General features: G+C 62.9%; 13 protein-coding genes. 9 read left to right on the plus strand and 4 right to left on the minus strand.

Annotated elements, in window-relative coordinates:
* Nucleotides 1-127: 127 nt before the first annotated feature.
* Entirely contained in the window at nucleotides 128-1,876 is a 1,749-nt protein-coding gene (ngg, locus tag AACU78_RS14800) for an N-acetylglutaminylglutamine synthetase (protein ID WP_106576547.1), read from the minus strand.
* A gap of 3 nt (nucleotides 1,877-1,879) precedes the next feature.
* Complete coding sequence (locus AACU78_RS14805; RefSeq protein WP_106576548.1) at nucleotides 1,880-3,652, minus strand: N-acetylglutaminylglutamine amidotransferase; 1,773 nt, start codon at nucleotides 3,650-3,652, stop codon at nucleotides 1,880-1,882.
* A 310-nt stretch (nucleotides 3,653-3,962) separates the two neighbouring features.
* On the opposite strand from AACU78_RS14805, the gene AACU78_RS14810 reads away from it, so the two are divergent.
* Nucleotides 3,963-8,792: an NEL-type E3 ubiquitin ligase domain-containing protein gene (locus tag AACU78_RS14810; protein WP_106576549.1), complete on the plus strand. Its 4,830-nt coding sequence runs from the start codon at nucleotides 3,963-3,965 to the stop codon at nucleotides 8,790-8,792.
* A gap of 11 nt (nucleotides 8,793-8,803) precedes the next feature.
* Here the strand turns inward: AACU78_RS14810 and mnmC are convergent, their stop codons facing one another.
* Complete coding sequence (mnmC, locus tag AACU78_RS14815; protein ID WP_106576550.1) at nucleotides 8,804-10,792, minus strand: bifunctional tRNA (5-methylaminomethyl-2-thiouridine)(34)-methyltransferase MnmD/FAD-dependent 5-carboxymethylaminomethyl-2-thiouridine(34) oxidoreductase MnmC; 1,989 nt, start codon at nucleotides 10,790-10,792, stop codon at nucleotides 8,804-8,806.
* A 155-nt stretch (nucleotides 10,793-10,947) separates the two neighbouring features.
* Between mnmC and pap the strand changes: the two genes are divergently transcribed.
* The 3 genes from pap (at nucleotide 10,948) to AACU78_RS14830 (ending at nucleotide 15,122) form a co-directional block, all read left to right on the plus strand.
* On the plus strand, nucleotides 10,948-12,465 hold the full coding sequence (gene pap, locus AACU78_RS14820) for a polyphosphate:AMP phosphotransferase (RefSeq protein ID WP_106576551.1): 1,518 nt from the start codon (nucleotides 10,948-10,950) through the stop codon (nucleotides 12,463-12,465).
* Between the two features lie 320 nt (nucleotides 12,466-12,785).
* Nucleotides 12,786-13,970 (plus strand): thiolase family protein, encoded by a 1,185-nt coding sequence (locus AACU78_RS14825; protein ID WP_106576552.1) that lies wholly within the window; start codon nucleotides 12,786-12,788, stop codon nucleotides 13,968-13,970.
* A gap of 195 nt (nucleotides 13,971-14,165) precedes the next feature.
* Entirely contained in the window at nucleotides 14,166-15,122 is a 957-nt protein-coding gene (locus AACU78_RS14830) for a DMT family transporter (RefSeq protein WP_106576553.1), read from the plus strand.
* A gap of 417 nt (nucleotides 15,123-15,539) precedes the next feature.
* On the opposite strand, the gene AACU78_RS14835 is transcribed toward AACU78_RS14830, so the two are convergent.
* Nucleotides 15,540-16,928, minus strand: a complete 1,389-nt coding sequence (locus AACU78_RS14835; protein ID WP_106576555.1) for a class II fumarate hydratase — start codon at nucleotides 16,926-16,928, stop codon at nucleotides 15,540-15,542.
* Nucleotides 16,929-17,121: 193 nt separating this feature from the next.
* Here AACU78_RS14835 and AACU78_RS14840 point away from each other — a divergent pair, with 193 nt between their 5' ends.
* The 5 genes from AACU78_RS14840 to AACU78_RS14860 all read left to right on the plus strand — a co-directional run bounded on the left by AACU78_RS14840 (nucleotide 17,122) and on the right by AACU78_RS14860 (nucleotide 21,505).
* Nucleotides 17,122-17,640 carry a DUF2059 domain-containing protein gene (locus AACU78_RS14840; RefSeq protein ID WP_003236690.1) on the plus strand — a complete coding sequence of 173 codons (519 nt, stop codon included), beginning with the start codon at nucleotides 17,122-17,124 and terminating at the stop codon, nucleotides 17,638-17,640.
* A gap of 6 nt (nucleotides 17,641-17,646) precedes the next feature.
* Nucleotides 17,647-17,940, plus strand: coding sequence for a BolA family protein (locus AACU78_RS14845; protein WP_106576556.1), 294 nt, complete (start codon nucleotides 17,647-17,649; stop codon nucleotides 17,938-17,940).
* A gap of 189 nt (nucleotides 17,941-18,129) precedes the next feature.
* On the plus strand, nucleotides 18,130-19,071 hold the full coding sequence (trhO, locus tag AACU78_RS14850) for an oxygen-dependent tRNA uridine(34) hydroxylase TrhO (RefSeq protein WP_106576557.1): 942 nt from the start codon (nucleotides 18,130-18,132) through the stop codon (nucleotides 19,069-19,071).
* Nucleotides 19,072-19,107: 36 nt separating this feature from the next.
* Nucleotides 19,108-19,710 (plus strand): DsbA family protein, encoded by a 603-nt coding sequence (locus AACU78_RS14855; RefSeq protein ID WP_177410076.1) that lies wholly within the window; start codon nucleotides 19,108-19,110, stop codon nucleotides 19,708-19,710.
* Complete coding sequence (locus AACU78_RS14860) at nucleotides 19,703-21,505, plus strand: ABC transporter ATP-binding protein (RefSeq protein ID WP_106576559.1); 1,803 nt, start codon at nucleotides 19,703-19,705, stop codon at nucleotides 21,503-21,505. The genes AACU78_RS14855 and AACU78_RS14860 overlap by 8 nt, the downstream gene beginning before the upstream one ends.
* Nucleotides 21,506-21,599 lie beyond the last annotated feature (94 nt).

The raw sequence follows: 21,599 nt of genomic DNA on the forward strand, positions 1-21,599 counted from the left end.
GCGAGCGGATTTGTGTGGCGAGCGGGCCTGTTTTGGCGAGCGGGCTCGTGGTGGCAAGCGGGCCTGTCGTGGCAAGCGGGCTTGATGTGGCGAGCGGGCTTGCCCTACGAGATCTGCTCGCCACAGGTTATTGGGCGGTCGGCTGACTGTGCGGAAACAGCAAATCCACAAACTTCTCCGCCGTCGGTTGCGGCTCATGGTTGGCCAGCCCGGCCCGTTCGTTGGCTTCGATAAACACATACTCGGGTTGATCGGCGGCAGGCACCATCAGGTCCAGGCCCACCATGGGAATGTCCAGCGCACGCGCCGCACGCACGGCAGCGTCCACCAATGTGGGGTGCAAAATCGCCGTGACGTCTTCCAGGCAGCCGCCGGTGTGCAGGTTGGCGGTGCGGCGCACGGCCAGGGTCTGGCCGCGCGGCAGGATGCTGCTGTAGTCAAAACCGGCGGCGTGCAGGGTGCGTTGGGTTTCGGCGTCCAGTGGGATCTTGCTTTCACCGTCAGTGGCCGCTTGGCGACGACGGCTTTGGGCTTCGATCAAGGCGCCGATGGAGTGCTGGCCGTCGCCGGTCACCTCGGCCGGGCGCCGAATCGCAGCGGCAACCACTTCAAAACCGATCACCAGAATGCGCAGGTCGAGGCCTTCATGGAAGCTCTCGAGCAGCACGCGGCTGTCGAACTGGCGCGCTGTTTCAATGGCTTTCTGCACGTCCTCGATGGTCTGCAGATCCACCGCCACGCCCTGGCCTTGCTCGCCATCCAGCGGCTTGACCACGATGCGCTGATGTTCGTCGAGAAACTCCAGGTTGTCGTCGGCACTGCCCGCCAATTGCTGCGACGGCAGGTTCAAACCAGCGGCTTTGAGCACTTTGTGGGTCAGGCTCTTGTCCTGGCACAAGGTCATGCTGATGGCGCTGGTCAGGTCGCTCAGCGATTCACGGCAACGCACGCGGCGCCCGCCATGGCTGAGGGTGAACAGGCCGGCATCGGCGTCATCCACGTGCACATCGATGCCGCGTCGGTGGGCTTCCTCGACAATGATGCGCGCATAGGGATTGAAGCCGGCCTGCGGGCCCGGGCCGAGAAACAGCGGCTGGTTGATGCCATTTTTGCGTTTGATCGCAAAGGTGGTCAGCGCGCGAAAACCCAGCTTGGCGTAGAGGCTCTTGGCCTGACGGTTATCGTGCAGCACCGACAGGTCGAGATAGCTCAAGCCGCGGCTCATGAAGTGCTCCACCAAGTGGCGCACCAGCACCTCTCCCACGCCAGGGCGCGTGCACTGCGGATCAACCGCCAGGCACCAGAGGCTGCAGCCGTTTTCCGGGTCGTGAAAAGCCTTCTGATGGTTCAGGCCCATCACGCTGCCGATCACCGCGCCGCTGTCTTCGTCTTCGGCCAGCCAATACACCGGGCCGCCTTGATGGCGCGGGGTCAGGCGTTCAGCGTCGACCGGCAACATGCCGCGCCCTTGGTAGAGCACGTTGACCGCCGCCCAATCAGCTTCGGTCTGCACCCGGCGAATCCGAAAACCGCGAAACACGCGGGTAGCGGGGCGATAGTCGCTGAACCACAGGCGCAGGGTGTCGGAGGGGTCGAGGAACAGCTGCTGCGGGTCGATCCCCAGAATCTGCTGGGGCGCTGCCACGTACAGGGCGATGTCACGCTCGCCAGGCTGTTCCTTGAGCAGTTCCTGGGCCAGGCTTGCCGGGTCCGGGAAGGTATGGCCGATCAACAACCGGCCCCATCCGCAATGCACGGCAATCGGTTCGGCGCCCAACGGGCTGCCATCTTCAGCCAGGCGGGCCTGCAGGCGCTCGTAGGTCGGCGCCTGGCCCTTCAGCAAGCGTTGGCTGTAAGCCGCTGCAAGAGGTTTCATCAATCAAATTCCTTGTTCGCTGAGCCACAGGTTCAGCGCCGCCAGTTGCCACAGCTTTGAACCGCGCAGCGGCGTCAGTTGACCTTGTGGGTCAGTCAGCAGGCGATCCAGCATGGCCGGGTTGAACAGGCCGCGATCCTGGCTTGGGTCCAGCAGCAGTTCACGCACCCAGTTCAGGGTGTCGCCCTGCAAGTGCTTGAGGCCCGGCACCGGGAAGTAGCCTTTTTTGCGGTCGATGACTTCACTCGGGATCACGCGGCGCGCGGCTTCTTTCAAGACTTGCTTGCCACCGTCGGGCAATTTGAATTTGCCGGGCACACGGGCTGACAATTCGACAAGGCGGTAGTCCAGAAACGGCGTGCGTGCTTCCAGGCCCCAGGCCATGGTCATGTTGTCGACGCGTTTGACCGGGTCGTCCACCAGCATCACCGTACTGTCCAGGCGCAGGGCCTTGTCCACGGCGGCGTCGGCGCCCGGCATGGCGAAATGCTCGCGCACGAAGTCACCGGCAGCATCGTTGGCGGTCAGCCATTTGGGGGCAACGGTGGCCGCGTAGTCGTCGTAGCTGCGGTCGAAAAAGGCATCGCGGTAGGCGGCATAGGGATCGCTGGCGCCATCCACTTGCGGGTACCAGTGGTAACCGGCGAAGAGCTCATCGGCGCCCTGGCCGCTTTGCACCACTTTGCAATGCTTGGCCACTTCCCGCGACAGCAGGTAGAAGGCGATGCAGTCGTGGCTGACCATCGGCTCGCTCATGGCACGGAACGCGGCGGGCAGTTGCTCGATGATCTCGCTTTCGGCGATGCGCAGTTGATGGTGACGGGTGCCGTAGTGCTTGGCGATCAGATCCGAATACTGGAATTCGTCGCCGCGCTCGCCGCCGGCGTCTTCAAAGCCGATGGAGAAGGTCGACAGGTCCTGCACGCCGACTTCACGCAGCAGCCCCACGAGCATGCTCGAATCGACACCGCCGGAGAGCAGCACACCGACATCCACGGCGGCGCGTTGGCGAATGGCCACGGCTTCGCGGGTGCTGTCGAGCACGCGGTCGGTCCAGTCTTCCAGGGTCAGGTTTTTTTCATCGTCATGGGGACCGTAGGGCAGCGTCCACCAGGTTTTCTGTGCGATCTTGCCGTTGGCGTCGATGCGCATCCAGCTGGCCGGCGGCAGTTTTTCAATGCCTGCCAGCAACGTGCGCGGTGCCGGTACCACGGCGTGAAAATTCAGGTAGTGATTAAGCGCGACCGGATCAAGCATCGGGTTGATGTCGCCGCCCTTGAGCAATGCCGGCAGTGCCGAGGCAAAGCGCAGGCACTGGCCGGTGCGCGACAGGTACAAAGGCTTAACACCCAGACGGTCACGGGCGATGAACAGGCGCTGGGCGTCGCGCTCCCAGATGGCAAACGCAAACATGCCATTAAGCTTGGGCAGCAGTGCTTCGCCCCACGCGTGGTAGCCCTTGAGCAGCACTTCGGTGTCGCCACCGGAATAGAAGGCGTAGCCGAGGGCTTCCAGCTCTTCACGCAATTCCGGGAAGTTGTAGATCGCGCCATTGAAGGCCAGGGACAGCCCCAGTTGGGCGTCGACCATCGGTTGGGCCGAGCCGTCCGACAGGTCCATGATTTTCAGGCGTCGATGGCCCAGGGCAATCGGCCCTTGGGCGTGGAAGCCCCACGCGTCAGGACCGCGTGGTGCCAAATGATGGGTGATCCGCTCTACCGCTGCCAGGTCGGCAGGTTGGTGATCAAAACGTAACTCGCCAGCTAATCCGCACATATATTCCTTACCGGTTTTTCCGTTGGGGACAGACAAAAATGGCACCGCACCAAAAGGGTGGGTACCCAGAGACTGACCCGAGCAGATTCACGGAGTTTTAGAACAATACGTTATAAGGCAAAGAGCCTTGAGTGGCCGCAAGCCACGTCGCGCGCCACCGGGGCGCCAGTCAATGGTCGGTAGATAGGTCAATCACGGATGCAAAAAGTGGGGGGATGCGCCGCGATATCGAGCGCCTATTTGAACCTTTCATTGCCGGCGTGAGGGTTATTGTCCGGGTCATTATTCAACGCAATAAGGACTGTTGCCGATGACCCAACAACCGGCTGTAAGCCAAGCCGCCGCGCCTGTCTCTCAAGAGAAAATCACCGCTGCACTGCTGGAAATCACCGGCGACCTGGACAAGGCCAGGGTGCTGCAGCATACGCTGCCCCCATGGCTGGTAAGTGCCGCCGCCCCAACGCGCCAGGCGCTGGAAGCGGCGCACGCCAGCAGTCAGCAACCCCGCGAGCGGGCCGCGAGCCTGTTGCGCCGTATAACGCCGCTCAGGTCATTTTGTGCCGAGCGACTCAAGGCGCTCCTGGCGGCCAAGGGGCATGCCGGGCTGGATGTCGAACGTGACTGGCTGGAGTTGCCCAATCGGCACTTCGCCGCGTTGACCGTCGGCCGTGGCGTACGGCTGCAGACGATGTCCATGGACAAGCACCACCTGCTGCAGGCGGCCATGCAGAATTTTACCCTGGACCAGGCCGAGGCGGGTGGGCTGCCCGCAGGCGCGGTGATTCGAACGGGTGCGGCAGGCCAGAACGTGTCAACGCTCAGCGCGGGAGCCTTTGCGCGGTACTGCCGCGAACTGGACCTGGGCGCGGCCTATCAGCGGCACCTGCGTGAGGTGTTCAACCTCGCGGGGAGCGACGACGAGGACGGCGCTGAACGGGCCTACAACCCGGTGGTCGGCGAGGTCGGCCAGTGCAAGATCAAGGACATGCAAATCGACTTGCAGATTGCCCATGGCAAGGGCGATATCAGCGAGTCCGGCTATTCCGCATTGCAAGCCCTGCTCAATGCTCGCTTGCCCGCGCGGAGCCTTCAGCATGTGTTGTTCCATGAAAAGCCGCTGGTCTGGCAAGGGATGAATGTGCATGGCGCCTGCCTGTGGAGCGTGCTGGTGTTCGGCCATGGTTCCACGCACGGCTTTGCTGAGGGGCCCTTGCTGGTGTACATGCCAGGCGAGCCCGGGCGCCCGTGGTACGAATACCCCACGCTGGGGGACCTGATCGCCTACCTGACGCTCAAGCTTCAGGTGCCGGCCTATCGCAGCTTCTTCACGCGCTACCTGGATGAGGCCGAGCGGTTCGGTTTTTTCCAGCGTTTTGACCAACGCAGGACACTCGAACGCGTGGAGCCCGTGGCGGTGGACACCGGCCTGGAACCGTTCTTTTTCGGCGCCTTGACCCGCAAGATCCAGCTGGACGCCGTTGCATTGGCCGTGCCGACGGCGCAAGTGGATGAGGAGGCGCGGCAGAAACGCCTACAAGGCTATCTGGAAGCGGGCCTGAATATGCTGAACATCGCCGGCCTGATGGTGCCGGTGCTCGGGCAATTGATGTTGGGCGTCGCCGTCGGCCAGATGCTCGCCGAGGTCTTCGAAGGAGTGGATGAATGGACTCACAGCGACCAGGCCGAGGGCCTGGAACATTTGGTCAATGTGGCTGAAAACCTGGCGGCCATGGCCGTGTTCGCGGACGGTGTGAAGGTGGCAGGCAAGGTGTTCAGGGGGTTCAAGTCCAACCCCGCAGAGTTCTTCGAGGCAGTCGAAGCGGTGCAGCTGCCGGATGCCGGTCCTCGCTTGTGGCGTCGGCGGCTCAAGCCTTACGGCCGGACGCTGGATGTCGACGCCCTGACGGTGGCCAATAGCCGTGGGATCTACCAGGCCGGCGGTCATTCCTATGTCAGGATCATGGGGGTGGTGTACGCGGTGGCCTACGATGCGCGGTCGGGTTACTGGCACGCCCTGCACCCGACGCGGACCACGGCCTATCGTCCGCGCCTGCTGCACAACCGCCAGGGCGGTTGGCGGTTTGCGTTCGAACACCCCCAGGAGTGGGGCTCCCCATCCTACATTCTCACTCGGCTTAACCCGCGCCTGGCCGCGCTGCCCACCGAGCAATTGGACTACGTGGCGAGCATTGTCGACATGCGCCCCTCCCGCCTGCACGCCCTGGCCCTGCAAAACAGGCCGCTACCGGAGCGCTTCAACGACTGCGTGGCGCGTTTCGCCTTGAACCAGCAAGTTCGCGATCTGATCTGGCAGCTGGAACATCAGCCACGGCCGGATGCAAGCACCGCGCGCGTTCAGTTGCTGGCGTTGCCGCTGATGCCAGGTTGGCCGCAGGGACGGTTTTTCGAGGTACTGGACCGCCAAGGGGCGCGGCTCGAACGCTTTCCCGGCAGCGCCACATTCGAGCATGGACACTTGAGCATCCACATCACTGAACAGGCGCTCAAAGACGGCGCAGTGATGGCGACGCTGCTCGACGTTCTGCCGCCGGACGAGATCGACACCTTGCTGGGGGGCTCGGTAGCGCCAGATGAGCAGGGCGCGGTGCTTGCGCGCCAGTTACTGGCCTCGCTCAAACGCACCCACCGAGAGGTTTTCCAGCAGCTGTATCAGGACGCGGATGGCATTACCCATTCAGATCACGGGTTGCTCAAGGCGCATTTCCCAAACGTGCCCAATCGCATCGCCTGGGAGTTGCTGTCCAAGACGTCAACCGTGCATCGCTGGCAACTTCGCAGCACCCGGCGCGTGCCGCTGTTGCTCGCACAACGGGCACGCGAAGCGTTGGCGGTGCAGGAAGAAGACCAGGCGCTGATCGGCCTTTACCTGCCGGAGCTGGCCAGCGCCCCCTCGCGACGGCTGGCCGTGCACCTGCTGGCGAAGGTCGCGGGATGGCCGCAGGATTTGCACGTGCAGGTACGCCGGGACAGTTTGATCGGCGAGCTGATAGGCACCTCCGGCAGCCAGCATGCACGGTGGCGGCGCACACTGGTCGAGACCGGCGATGGGGTGCAGGCGTTCGACGATAAAGGTGCGCCGCTGGGTGAAAAAACGTCAGGCCCTGAAGGGTTTTACCAGGCTCTGCTTGCCACCTTGTCGGCTGCGCAATTGGCAGCACTGAACCTCTCGGGGGCAGAGCGTGCCAGTCGATTACGCGACGCGCTCCAGGCGTGCGCCGAGCAAGAGCGCCACGTGCTGTCACGCCATCTGTGGCCCGAGCGTGCACTCCCTGAGGCGGCGCCGCAGCTGTGCGCGCAGGCCATGGTGCGTTCGACGCGGCACCCGGTGGCGCTGGTGCGCAAGGTCAACAGGCTGTATCCCGGTTTTGACGAACGGCAGGTGGCAACGTTCCTGGACGGGCAAGGCCCCGATCACCTGGCGCGCGCCCAGGCCGTGGAGGCGCTGGAGCGCCAGTTCGAGGCCCTGCATCGGGCGCTCAAGGCGTGGCGCAATGACGAGACATCCCTCGCCGGTTTGCCTCATCCCCAGGCGGATTACCGCCTGGCCCGTCATCAGGCGATGCAGGCCATCGAGGACGGCTGGCGACAGCGGCTCCTGTTGCCCGATGCCAGTGGGGTAAAGGTCCCAAGCCTGGTACTCGATGGCTTGGTCGTGGGCCGACTGCCGACCTTGCCGGCGCCGGTCAGCTTTGCCCATATCCGGCAGTTGTCGTTGAACAGAATGGGGCTCGACGATGACGTGGCGTATTTTCTCAAACACTTCAAGCAGCTCGAGGCGTTGGAACTGCGCAGCAACGAGGTGACACGCCTGCCGGAAGTACTGTCACACATGCTCGCGCTCAAACGCCTGTACCTCAACGACAACCACCTGCAACTCACCGAACACACCCACGCCAAGCTGGCTGACCTGCGAGGCTTGCAGGTATTGAACCTGAGCAACAACCCGTTGGTTGATCCGCCTGCCGTTGGCCATATGTTCGAGTTGCGTGAGCTGATGCTGCGTCATTGTCGCCTGCGCGCGTTTCCTGCTGGGGTACCGCGCTTGCCTTACCTGCATTACCTCGACCTGCGCGACAACGATATCCTCGCTTTGCCTGGCTGGTTGCCCACCGCGCCACGCCCTGTGGCTGAAGCCATCAACCTGCGCCACAACCCGCTGGATGAAGCCAGCCGAAAGACACTGGCCGACTATCGGAGCCAAACCGGCATAGGCATGGGCTTTTTGGAAGATGACATCGCTCGCCTCAACGAGCAGAAAGCCCGGGAGTTATGGCTGGCCGATAGCGAGGTTGCGCGCTACACGCAAAAAGAGACGGTTTGGACGGGACTCAAGCATGAGCCAGAGTCCGAGAGCCTGTTCAGGTTATTGGCCGAACTGGGCGGCACCGGCGATGCTCAACTGGTGCGGGAGGACCTGGAACGACGCGTTTGGCGGGTGCTGGAGGCGGCCGGAAATGACGCGCAGCTGCGCGATGAGATTTTTGACCGGGCCGCCACGCCGGTCAATTGCGATGACAGCGCGGCGCTGAACTTCAGCAACCTTGAGGTGCTGGTTGAGATCCACGAAGCTGCCAAAGGCGTCGAAGGGGGCAAGCTGACCGCCAAGCCGCTGCTGAAGTTGGCCAAGGGCCTGTTTCGTCTGGATCAGTTGGACAGCTACGCACGCACGCACAGTCAGCAGCACCCGGAGGCTGACCCGCTGGAGGTCAGCCTGGCCTACCGAACAGGGCTGGCCAGCAAGTTTCATTTGCCCGGTCAGCCCCTGCACATGCGCTTTGCCCGCCTGGGCGGCGTCACGGTAGAAGCGCTGAACACTGCCGAAGAACAACTCCGGGCGGCAGAGCGCTCAACCAAGCTCTTGAACTACCTGGTGGAGCTGCCGTTATGGGACAGTCACTTGAAAGTCGCCTTCAGCCAATCGTTCGAGGCGTTGAGCGAGCCCTATGACCAGCGCCTGCAGGCGGTCTTTGAAAAAAGCACCGCGCTCAACGACGCCGACTACCTTGACCAGATGAACCAGATCCTGCGCGAGCAGCAGGCGGCGCATAAGGGCGAAGCTGAGCGCCTGACCAAGGAGGCGCTGAAACTCGGCGACCTGTCGCCCTGTGTGATGCCGTGATTCAGCCAGGTCTAAGGCTTGCCGGCGTTGCTGCGAATCAGCGCGCGCACGGCAAAACGGTTGGGGTGGCAAGCCTCGGCCACGCTGCTGGGCAAGGGCAAGGGTTCGGCGTCCAGCCAGGCCGCCAGCAGCTCGGCACACAGCGGCGCGGTCACCAGGCCACGTGAACCGTGGCCGCTGTTGATGTACACGCCGTCCAGCCACGGGCAGGGTGTGGGTGGCACGTGGCGGGCGTCCTTGCGCAGGACCGCGTAGGCCTGGTCGAACGCCTCGCGTTCGGCCAGCGGCCCGACAATCGGCAGGTAGTCGGGGCTGGTGCAGCGGAATGCGGCGCGGCCTTCAAGCTGCTCGGCAGAGCAGGCATCGGCGCCGAGACGGTCGGCCAGGTCGAGGGAGATTTCCCGCAGCATCGCCAGATTGCCGGCGTGCTCGGCGGCAGTGGGCGTCAGGTCGTCGCTCTTGAAGTCGAAGCTGGCGCCCAGGGTGTGTTCACCCAGGCGCGCAGGGGCGACATAGCCTTCGGCGCACACCACGGTGGCCAGCGCCTGGCTCGCCGTCGTTTCTGCCAGCCGTGTGATCTGCCCGCGAATGCGTTTGAGCGGCAGGTCGGCACTGAACGCAAACCGCTTGATCTCGGCGGCACCTGCCAGCACCACCACGCTCGCGCTCGCCAGCAGGGTGTCGCCGGCCAGGGCTTGCCATTGACCGTCAACGCGCTGCAACTCAAGGGCTTCGTGATGAGGCCGCACGTCGATCAACGGGTGCTGCGCTTGCCATTGGCATAATGCCGGCGGGTGCACCCAGCCGCCCTCGGGGTAAAACAGCCCGCCGTGTTCGAGCGCCACGCCGGCGCGCGCCTGAGCTTGAGCCTGATCAAGCAGGTGCAGCAGGCCCGGCGCGAACGCGGCGGCCAACTGGGCCTGGCGCTCGGCTTCCTTGGCATTGAAGGCCAGTTGCAGCACGCCGCAACCGTCCCAATCGACGCCGCGGTGCAGGTGCTCAAGCAAGCGCCGCGTGTGGCCGAAGCCGCTGAGGATCAGCTGCGAAAGCGCCGTGCCATGAGCCGAGAGCTTGAGGTAAAGCACGCCTTGCGGGTTGCCCGAGGCTTCCTGTGCCAGGGCGCCGTGGCGCTCCAGCAGGCTCACACGCCAGCCACGTGCCGCCAGGCTGGCCGCCGTGGCGCACCCGGCCAGGCCGCCGCCGATCACCAGGGCGCTGCGCTCACCGGGCACCGGCGCCGGGCGGGCGAACCACGGTTTGCTGTGGGCAGGTGGCGGCGTTTCGGCCGGCCAACCGAGGAATTCACCGCGCAGGATCTCCCACTTATGCCCGATGCCTGGCGTGCGTTTCATCTTGAACCCGGCGGCGTTGATCAACCGGCGTACCCAGCCGGTGCTGGTGAAGGTGCTGATGGTCGAACCGGGTGCCGCCAGGCGGGCCAGTTCGGCAAACAGTTCGGCGGTCCACATGTCGGGATTTTTTGCCGGGGCGAAGCCGTCGAGAAACCACGCATCGACCTGGGCATCCAGTTGTGGCAACTGCTCCAGGGCATCGCCGATCAACAGGGTCAGCGTCACGCGGCCGTTATCCAGCACCAGCCGCTGGAAGCCTGGGTGGATGGCAATGTAGTGCGCCAGCAGTTGCTCGGCGAAGGGCGCAAGCTCTGGCCAGAGGGCGAGGGCGCGTTGCAGGTCGGCGTGGCTCAGCGGGTACTTTTCCACGCTGACAAAATGCAGGCGCGCGCCCGCCACCGCATGCTGTTCGAACAGCTGCCAGGCGCACAGAAAGTTCAAGCCGGTGCCAAACCCCGTTTCGCCAATCACCAGCCGCCCATTCACCGGCAGGGCGGCAAAGCGCGCCTGCAGACGGTTCTGTTCGAGGAACACGTAGCGGGTTTCTTCAAGGCCCGACTGGTCGGAAAAATACACATCGTCGAACACCCGCGAGTGCGGGCGACCTTGGTCGTCCCAGTCCAGCTGGGCGTGGGTGATGGGGTTCATGGGCGGCTCATAAAATAACAGCAGGCAACAGCAAGGCGGCCATTCTAGCCGATCAATGGGCTTTGAATTGACCCACGGCACGTTGGCGTGGAATTTCCTCCCGCGCGTTGTTGCCCAATCCGCTAGTCTTGATCCAACTTGAAACGGAGCTGCCCATGTTCGAATCCGCCGAAATCGGTCACGCCATCGACAAAGACACCTATGAAGCCGAAGTGCCGGCCCTGCGCGAAGCGTTGCTGGAAGTGCAGTACGAGCTGCAGCAGCAGAAGCGCTTCCCGGTGATTATCTTGATCAACGGCATTGAGGGCGCCGGCAAGGGCGAGACCGTCAAGCTGCTTAACGAATGGATGGACCCGCGCCTGATCGAAGTGCGCACCTTTGACCAGCAGACCGACGAAGAACTGGCGCGCCCACCGGCCTGGCGCTACTGGCGGCAATTGCCGGCCAAAGGCCGCATGGGCATTTTTTTCGGCAATTGGTACAGCCAGATGCTGCAAAGCCGCGTGCACGGCGAGATCAAGGATGCACGCCTGGACCAGGCCATCGCCGGTGCCGAGCGCCTGGAAAAAATGCTCTGCGACGAAGGCGCGCTGATCTTCAAGTTCTGGTTTCACCTGTCCAAGAAACAGATGAAAGCGCGGCTCAAGGCGTTGGCCGATGACCCGCTGCACAGCTGGCGCATCAGCCCGCTGGACTGGCAGCAGTCCGAGACCTACGACAAATTTGTGCATTTTGGTGAGCGCATCCTGCGCCGCACCAGCCGCGACTACGCGCCATGGCATGTGATCGAAGGGGTCGATGCGCACTACCGCAGCCTCACCGTGGGCAAGATCCTGCTCGAGGGCCTGCAAAATGCACTGAAGTTGCCCAAGGGCAAGGCCAGCGGCATGAACCCGGCGCCGTTGTTGGCCTCGGTGGATCAGAAGAGCCTGCTCGACAGCCTCGACATGACCTTGAGCCTGGACAAGGACGATTACGAAGAACAGCTGATCACCGAGCAGGCGCGTTTCTCCGGCCTGATGCGTGACAAACGCATGCGCAGGCACGCGCTGGTCACCGTGTTCGAAGGCAACGATGCGGCGGGCAAGGGCGGGGCGATCCGGCGTGTGGCGGCGGCGCTGGACCCGCGTCAGTACCACATCGTGCCGATTGCCGCGCCGAGTGAAGACGAGCGTGCCCAACCGTACCTGTGGCGGTTCTGGCAGAAGATTCCGGCGCGCGGCATGTTCACGGTGTTCGACCGCTCGTGGTACGGGCGCGTGCTGGTGGAGCGCATCGAAGGTTTCTGCACCCCGGCGGACTGGATGCGCGCCTACGGCGAGATCAATGACTTTGAAGAGCAGTTGCGCGATGCCGGTGTGATCGTGGTCAAGTTCTGGCTGGCGATTGACAAGGACACCCAGCTGGAGCGCTTCCAGGCCCGCGAGAACATCCCGTTCAAGCGCTTCAAAATTACCGAAGACGACTGGCGCAATCGCGACAAGTGGGATGACTACCGTGCGGCCGTGGGCGACATGGTCGACCGTACCAGCACTGAAATCTCGCCCTGGACGCTGGTCGAAGCCAACGACAAGCGCTGGGCGCGGGTCAAGGTGCTGCGCACCATCAACCGCGCGCTCGAAGAGGCGTTCGACAAGACCGACAAGCACGACAAGAAGAAAAAGAAAAAATAGCGTTGGCGGGCGCTGACCTATGGCAGGCAGGCTTTTTGTGGTGAGCAGGCTTGCCCTGCGTTGGGCTGCGAAGCGGCCCCATAGTCGGTCAATGCGTTCTAAATGAAAGTACGCGGCGTCTGGATCAGGGCCGCTTCGCGCCCCAACGCAGGGCAAGCCTGCTCGCCACAGTGAGCGTGTCCGCCACACCATCCCACTTGGCAGAACCAGCCTGCTCATCGCCATGCTTTTGTATAGGCGGGGTGAATGATCATCGCGGTGGGGAGGGCGTGGATTTATCCTCGGTTGGTCTCCCAACAACGACAAGATCGAGGTAGCCCATGCGTGAAGTAGTGATCGTCGACAGTGTGCGAACCGGCCTGGCCAAATCCTTTCGTGGCAAGTTCAACCAGACCCGTCCCGACGACATGGCGGCCCATTGCGTGAATGCACTGCTGAGCCGTAATGGCATCGACCCGGCGACGGTCGAGGATTGCATCGTCGGTGCCGGTTCCAACGAAGGCGCGCAGGGCTACAACATCGGGCGCAATGTGGCAGTGCTCTCGCAATTGGGCACGGGCACGGCAGGCATGACCCTCAACCGGTTCTGCTCCTCGGGCTTGCAGGCGATCGCGATCGCGGCCAACCAGATCGCCTCGGGTTGCAGCGACATCATCGTCGCCGGTGGCGTTGAATCGATCAGCCTGACCCTCAAAAGCGTCAACACCGACAACCTGATCAACCCGCTGCTGCAAGAGCAGGTGCCGGGCATCTACTTCCCGATGGGCCAGACCGCCGAAATCGTCGCGCGGCGCTATAACGTCAGCCGCGAAGCGCAGGACCGTTACGCCCTGCAGAGCCAGCAGCGCACCGCGCAGGCCCAGGCCGACGGGTTGTTCGACGATGAAATCGTGCCGATGACGGTCACGTACAAGGTCGAGGACAAGCACACCGGCGCGGTGCAGATCCTTGAAGGCGTGGTGGATCGCGATGACTGCAACCGCCCGGACACCACGCTGGCCAGTCTGCAAGGGCTCAAACCGGTGTTTGCCGAAGACGGTTCGGTGACGGCTGGCAACTCCTCGCAGCTGTCCGATGGCGCGTCGATGACACTGGTGATGAGCCTGGAAAAAGCCCTGGCGCTGGGGCTCAAGCCCAAGGCGTTTTTCCGCGGATTTACCGTGGCCGGTTGCGAGCCGGACGAGATGGGCATTGGCCCGGTGTTCTCGGTGCCCAAGTTGCTCAAGGCCAAGGGCTTGCAGGTAGCGGATATCGACCTGTGGGAACTCAACGAGGCGTTTGCCTCGCAGTGCCTGTATGCGCGCGACCGCCTGGCGATCGACAACGCCAAATACAACGTCAATGGCGGCTCGATTTCCATCGGGCACCCGTTCGGCATGACCGGTTCGCGACAAGTCGGGCATTTGGTGCGCGAGCTGCAACGACGCAACCTGCGTTACGGCGTGGTCACCATGTGCGTGGGCGGCGGCATGGGCGCCACCGGGCTCTTCGAAGCCGTACGCTAGGTCCCACTGAAGAAACCCGGCTTAAAAATGTGGGAGCGGGCTTGCTCGCGGAAGCGGTGTATCAGTCAACACATGCAAGGCTGACCCACCGCGTTCGCGAGCAAGCCCGCTCCCACATTTAAATTGTGTCGTATCCCAATTCGTGCGCTTGCCCCTAGAATGCTGCCTCCACTTCCTCAGGCATTCGGGGCACTCATGCACATCTCTTCCGGCCGCTGGGTTTATGGCTTTGGCTTGACCCTGCTGACCGCGTTCCTGTGGGGCATCCTGCCGATCAAACTCAAACAAGTGTTGCTGGTGATGGACCCGGTCACCGTCACCTGGTTTCGCCTGGTTGTCGCCGGTAGCTGCTTGTTTATCTACTTGGCCGTCACCCAACGCCTGCCCAGCCGCAAAGTGCTCGGCCCAAAAGGCGGTTGGCTGGTAGCCATGGCGGTGTGCGGGCTGGTGGGCAATTACGTGTTGTACCTGGTAGGCCTGAAAATGCTCAGCCCCGGCACGGCCCAGTTGGTGGTGCAGATGGGGCCGATCTTTCTGATGGTCGCCAGCGTGTTTGTGTTCAAGGAGCGTTTCAGCCTGGGGCAGGGTGTTGGCCTGGTGGTGTTGATCATCGGCTTCGGGCTGTTCTTCAATCAACGCCTGGTGGAAATGCTCACGTCCCTGGGCACCTACACCGCCGGGGTGCTGACGATTCTGCTCGCCACCACCATCTGGGTGTTTTACGCCTTGGGCCAGAAGCAGTTGCTGACGGTGTGGAATTCGCTGCAGGTGATGATGGTGATCTACCTGTCGTGCGCCGCGTTGCTCACGCCGTGGGCGCATCCGCTGGAGGCGCTGCAGTTGAGCCCGCTGCAAGGCTGGCTGTTGCTGGCGTGCTGCATGAATACGCTGGTGGCTTACGGTGCGTTTGCCGAAGCGTTGGCGCATTGGGAGGCCTCGCGGGTCAGTGCGACGTTGGCGCTGACGCCCTTGGTGACGTTTGTGGCGGTGGCGTTGGCGGCGTGGCTATGGCCGGCGTTTGTGCAGGCCGAAGAGATCAACGCCTTGGGCTACGTCGGGGCGCTGGTGGTGGTGCTGGGGTCGGCGACGGTGGCGCTGGCGCCGTCGTTGCTGGCGGGACTCAAGGCTCGGCGGGTGCGGCTGGCGTCTTGATGCCGGCGTGGCGGCCGAGTCGCCGCCGCGGCTTTAGGGTGGTAAACCGGTTTAAAAGTGGGAGCTGGCTTGCCTGCGATGGCGGTATGTCAGTTGACTGGGATATTGGTCGGCGTTCATATCCATTTCTGCGGTAACGGCTGCTATTGGTTGCGCTCTTACACGGTTCACTGTTGGAAGGACCGGAATGCCGGCCCAGCCAAAAGTAAGCAAAAGGTCCTCCCCCCACCACTCGGCACCTCGCCTAGGCTCGGTGTGCCCGCACGCAGGCTTGAATCCGTGGGCCGCCGCGCTGGGCCATCCTCGGCCCAGCGTGGCTAACCCGGCGTCCGCCGGGTTAGCCACGGATTCAAGCCTGCGTGCGGCCAGCGTGGTTAATGGGGCGCCTTGGATCAAAAGCAGATCAAAAGCCCGAGGTTAGTGGCCGGCCTCGAGCATGTTTTCCGGGCGTACCCACTGGTCGAACTCTTCATCAGTCAAGAAGCCCAGCGCCAGCGCGGCTTCACGCAGCGTCAGGCCCTCGGCATACGCCTTCTTGGCGATCTGCGCCGACTTGTCGTAGCCAATGTGCGGGTTGAGCGCGGTCACCAGCATCAGGCCGCGTTCCAGGTGTTCGGCCATTTGCTCGGCATCCGGCTCAAGACCGGCAATGCAGTGTTCCTGGAAGTTGTTGCAACCGTCGGCCAGCAGGCGGATCGATTCCAGCAGGTTGTGGATGATCACCGGCTTGTACACGTTCAACTGCAAGTGCCCCTGGCTGGCGGCAATGCCGATGGTCACGTCATTGCCCAGCACTTGGCAGGCCAGCATCGACAGCGCTTCGCACTGGGTCGGGTTGACCTTGCCCGGCATGATCGAGCTGCCCGGCTCGTTGGCTGGCAACTTGACCTCGGCCAACCCGGCGCGCGGGCCGGAACCCAGCAGGCGCAGATCGTTGGCGATTTTCATCAGCGCCACCGCGAGGGTTTTCAGCGCGCCGTGCAAGGTTACCAGCGGCTCGTGGCCGGAGAGGGCGGCGAATTTGTTCGGGGCGGTCACAAAGGGCAGCCCCGACAAGGCGGCCAACTCGGCAGCAATCGCCTCGCCAAAGCCGTGGGGCGAGTTGAGCCCGGTGCCGACGGCGGTGCCGCCCTGGGCCAGTTCGCACACCGGGGGCAGGGCGCTGCGGATCGCGCGTTCGGCGTAGTCGAGCTGGGCGATAAACGCCGAGACTTCCTGGCCAAAAGTGATCGGCGTGGCGTCCATCATGTGGGTGCGGCCGGTCTTGACCAGCTTCATGTGCCGCGCCGACAGCTCCGCCAGCCCACCCGACAGGTTGGTGATCGCCGGCAGCAGTTGCTTGTTGATCGCCTGCACCGTCGCGATGCTCATGGCGGTGGGGAAACAGTCGTTGGAGCTTTGGGAGCGGTTGACATGATCGTTCGGGTGCACCGGGCTTTTGCCACCGCGGGGCTGGCCCGACAGCTCGTTGGCGCGGCCGGCGATCACTTCGTTGGCGTTCATGTTGCTTTGGGTGCCGCTGCCGGTCTGCCAGACCACCAGTGGGAACTGGTCGTCATGCTGACCGTCGAGCACTTCATCGGCGGCCTGTTCGATCAGGCGGGAGATATCGGCAGGCAAGTCGCCATTGCGGTCGTTGACCCGCGCCGCTGCCTTCTTGATCAGGGCCAGGGCGTGCAGCACGGCCAATGGCATGCGTTGTTCGCCGATGGCGAAATTCACCAGCGAGCGTTGGGTCTGCGCGCCCCAGTAAGCGTCATCCGGGACATGCACTTCTCCCAGGCTGTCGGTTTCGATACGGCTCATCGGGCACACTCCTTCAGGTTCGTTTGCGCAGTTTAGGCCGTGATGGGCCTTGGGGGTTCCATAAAAGACTTTTCATCGCAGGCAAGCCCTGCAAATCCAGGCCGAACAAGGCCTGGGGTTGAGCCGCGAGGTTTTTTAGGCGCAGAATGGTCGCCCTTGGGGTCTTACCTCGCCTGCTAGAAAAGGAAACTCGATGACTCGTCTTCGTGCCATCTGTACCGCGGTTGCTCTGGTTTGCGCCAGCGGCCAAGTCTTTGCCGATACCGCCAGCCATAACGCCAGTGCCGAAGCCTTCCTTACCCTGGCCCACGCTGACAAGCTGGGTACCCCGGTGTACATGCAAGTGCAGCAAATGTTCGCCCAGCGTTTCGAACAGACCAAGGCGCCTGCCGCCAAGCAGTCCGTACTGGACAGCTACCAGGCCAAGGCCAACGCCGCGCTGGACCAGGCCATCGGCTGGCCGAAGCTGAAACCGGACATGGTCAAGCTTTACACCACCAACTTCAGCGAATCCGAACTCAAGGACCTGGTTGCCTTCTACCAGTCGCCACTGGGCAAGAAAGTCCTGGAAAAAATGCCGCAGCTGACCCAGCAGTCGGCCCAGATGACCCAGGCCAAGCTGGAAAGCGCTGTGCCGGTAGTCAACAAGCTGTTGGAAGACATGACCAACGAGCTGACGCCGAAAGCCGCCGCACCGGCCAAGAAGAAGTAAGCAGGAATGAACATGCAACAGCGTATCGAAACGGCGCTCGCCGCCCTGAGCCCGCAACACGTAAGCGTGCTGGACGAAAGCCATATGCACAGCCGTGGGTTGCAGACCCACTTCAAGGCCGTGCTGGTCAGCCAGCAGTTCGAGGGGCTTAACCGCGTCAAGCGCCATCAGACGGTCTACGCCACGCTGGGTGACCTGATGAGCGAGTTTCATGCGTTGGCGCTGCATACCTACACGCCTGAAGAATGGGCGAAAATCGACGCAGCCCCGGCCTCGCCGACCTGCGCCGGAGGGCATTGAAGCAGCCACACGTTGTCAGCTGCCAGCGACAAGATTAGAGCCCTCGCAGCTGCCTTCTTGCTACAATCCCCAACGCGCCGCCCAGTCGGCGCGTTTTTTTTGCTTTTACTTGCAGCTTGCGGCTAAAAACTCGCAGCTGCCGTTATCCGGTTCACCCCTTACGAGGGTAGCCACCTGGAGAGAACACCCATGACTCAACCGATTGTCGTGGCGGCACTGTATAAGTTCGTCACCCTCGAAGATTACGTCGCCCTGCGCGAGCCACTGCTGCAGGCGATGGTCGACAACGGCATCAAAGGCACGTTGCTGATCGCCGAAGAAGGCATCAACGGCACCGTTTCCGGCAGCCGCGAAGGCATTGACGGCCTGATGGCCTGGCTGAAGAACGATCCACGTATGGACGACATCGACCACAAAGAGTCGTACTGCGATGAACAGCCGTTCTACCGCACCAAGGTCAAGCTCAAGAAAGAGATCGTGACCCTGGGCGTCGAAGGCGTCGACCCGAACAAAAAAGTCGGCACCTACGTCGACCCCAAAGACTGGAACGCGCTGATCAGCGACCCGCAAGTGCTGTTGATCGACACCCGTAACGATTACGAAGTGTCCATTGGCACCTTTGAAGGCGCGATTGACCCGAAAACCACCAGTTTTCGCGAATTTCCCGACTACATCAAAGCCAACTTCGATCCGGCCAAGCACAAGAAAGTCGCCATGTTTTGCACCGGCGGCATTCGCTGCGAAAAGGCGTCGAGCTACATGCTCAGCGAAGGCTTTGACGAGGTCTACCACCTCAAGGGCGGCATTCTGAAGTACCTCGAAGAGGTGCCGCAGGAAGAGACCAAATGGCAGGGCGACTGCTTTGTGTTCGACAACCGCGTGACTGTGCGCCACGACTTGAGCGAAGGCGACTACGATCAATGTCATGCCTGCCGTACACCGGTCAGCGTCGAAGACCGCGCGTCCGAGCACTATGTGGCTGGCATCAGCTGCCCGCATTGCTGGGATAAGCTGCCGGAGAAGACCCGTCGCAGCGCAATTGACCGGCAAAAGCAGATCGAGCTGGCCAAGGCCCGCAATATGCCGCACCCGATTGGCTTCAACTATAAGCAAACCCCTTCCGAGGCCTGACCCATGCCCGCGCGCCTGCTCTATGTGATGGACCCGATGTGTTCCTGGTGCTGGGGCTTTGCCCCGGTGGCCGAGGCGTTGGTCGAGCAGGCCCAGGCTGCGGGCGTGGAGCTGCACCTGGTGGTGGGCGGTTTGCGCACCGGCAGTGGCGCGGCGTTGGAGCCGACCACCCGGCGCTACATCCTTGAGCACTGGCAGGCGGTCACCGAGGCCACCGGTCAGCCGTTCACGCGTGAAGGCGCGCTGCCCGATGGTTTTGTCTATGACACCGAGCCCGCGTGCCGCGCCATCGTCACGGCGCGCAGCCTGGCGCCGGATTGCGCGTGGAAGCTGCTGGGGCTGATCCAGCGCGCGTTTTACGTCGAGGGCCGCGATGTGACCCTGGCCAGCGTGCTGGTAGAACTGGCCGAGGAGGCGGGCATCCCGCGTATCGAGTTTGCCGGCGCGTTCGACCGCGCCGAGCAGCACGCCGCGACGGCCGCTGATTTCACCTGGGTGCAGGATCTGGGCATTGCCGGTTTCCCGACCCTGCTGGCTGAGCGTAACGGTCAGTTGGCCTTGTTGACCAACGGCTACCAGCCGCTGTCCGAGCTGTCGCCATTGCTCGCCCGCTGGTTGGAGCGAGCCACCTGTGCATGACCAGCCCGACCGTACCGACCGACTGACCTGGGCGGAGATTCGCCGCCTGGCCCTGCGCCACAAAAAATCGCTGTGGATTGCCAACGGCGTCGCTGTGCTGGCGACCTTGTGCAGCGTGCCGATTCCATTGCTGTTGCCTTTGCTGGTAGACGAAGTGTTGCTGGGCCGTGGCGATGCCGCGCTCAAGGTGATGAACAACGCGTTGCCCCTGGGCTGGCAGAAGGCTGCCGGTTATATCGGCCTGATGCTGTTGCTGACGCTGTGCCTGCGTTGCGGCGCACTGGTATTCAACGTGGTGCAGGCGCGGCTGTTTGCGCGGCTGGCGAAGGACATTGTCTACCGCATTCGCGTGCGTCTGATCGAGAGGCTCAAGCGCATTTCCCTTGGCGAATACGAAAGCCTGGGCAGCGGCACGGTTACCACGCACCTGGTCACCGACCTGGATACGCTGGACAAGTTTGTCGGCGAGACCCTCAGCCGCTTCCTGGTGGCCATGCTCACGCTGGTCGGCACTTCGGCGATTCTGGTGTGGATGCACTGGCAGCTGGCGCTGCTGATCCTGCTATTCAACCCGTTGGTGATCTACGCCACGGTACAGCTGGGCAAACGCGTCAAACACTTGAAGAAGCTTGAAAACGACAGCACGTCGCGCTTTACCCAGGCATTGACCGAAACCCTCGACGCGATCCAGGAAGTGCGTGCGGGCAACCGCCAGGGCTTTTTCCTCGGACGCCTCGGCCAGCGCGCCCAGGAAGTGCGCGACTATGCGATCCACTCCCAATGGAAAACCGACGCCTCCAGCCGTGCCAGTGGCCTGTTGTTTCAGTTTGGCATCGACATCTTCCGCGCTGCGGCGATGCTCACGGTGCTGTTTTCCGACTTGTCCATCGGCCAGATGCTCGCGGTGTTCAGCTACCTGTGGTTCATGATCGGGCCGGTGGAGCAGCTGTTGAACCTGCAATACGCTTACTACGCGGCGGGCGGGGCGCTGACGCGGATCAACGAGCTGCTGGCGCGCGCCGACGAGCCGCAGTATGCCGGCGGCGCAGACCCGTTCACCGGGCGTGAGACCGTCGGCATCGAGGTACGCGGCCTGAATTTCGGCTACGGCGACGAGCTGGTGCTCGATCAGTTGAACCTGGCCATTGCGCCGGGTGAGAAGGTCGCGATTGTCGGCGCCAGCGGCGGCGGCAAAAGTACCCTGGTGCAACTGTTGCTGGGGCTGTATACGCCGCAAGCCGGCAGCATTCGCTTCGGCGGCGCCACCCAGCAGGAAATCGGGCTTGCGACCATCCGCGAAAACGTCGCTGTGGTGCTGCAACACCCGGCGTTATTCAACGACACCGTGCGCGCCAACCTGACCATGGGCCGTACCCGCAGCGACCAGGCCTGTTGGCAGGCACTGGAAATCGCCCAGTTGGATGCTACCGTCAAGGCACTGCCGCTGGGGCTGGACAGCGTAGTGGGGCGCTCCGGCGTACGGTTTTCCGGCGGTCAGCGTCAACGCCTGGCCATCGCGCGAATGGTGTTGGCCGAGCCCAAAGTGGTGATTCTGGATGAGGCCACGTCCGCCCTGGACGCCGCCACCGAATACAACCTGCATCAGGCGCTGGCGCGGTTTCTCAGTGGGCGTACTACACTGATCATCGCGCACCGGCTTTCAGCGGTGAAACAGGCTGACCGGGTACTGGTGTTTGATGGCGGGCACATCGCCGAGGATGGCGATCATCAGCAGTTGATCGCCGACGGTGGCCTGTACGCCAAGCTCTACGGGCATTTGCAGCAAGTTCGGTAACGTTGGGTTTGCAATGATTGACTCTGGCAGGTACGAGAGTCTCCCCAGGAAATAGCGGCTTTCCTGCGCCGTTCGAGGTTCAGGCGCTGAATCG

It is taken from the genome of Pseudomonas sp. R9.37 (assembly GCF_963878885.1).
Taxonomy (GTDB): Bacteria; Pseudomonadota; Gammaproteobacteria; order Pseudomonadales; family Pseudomonadaceae; genus Aquipseudomonas.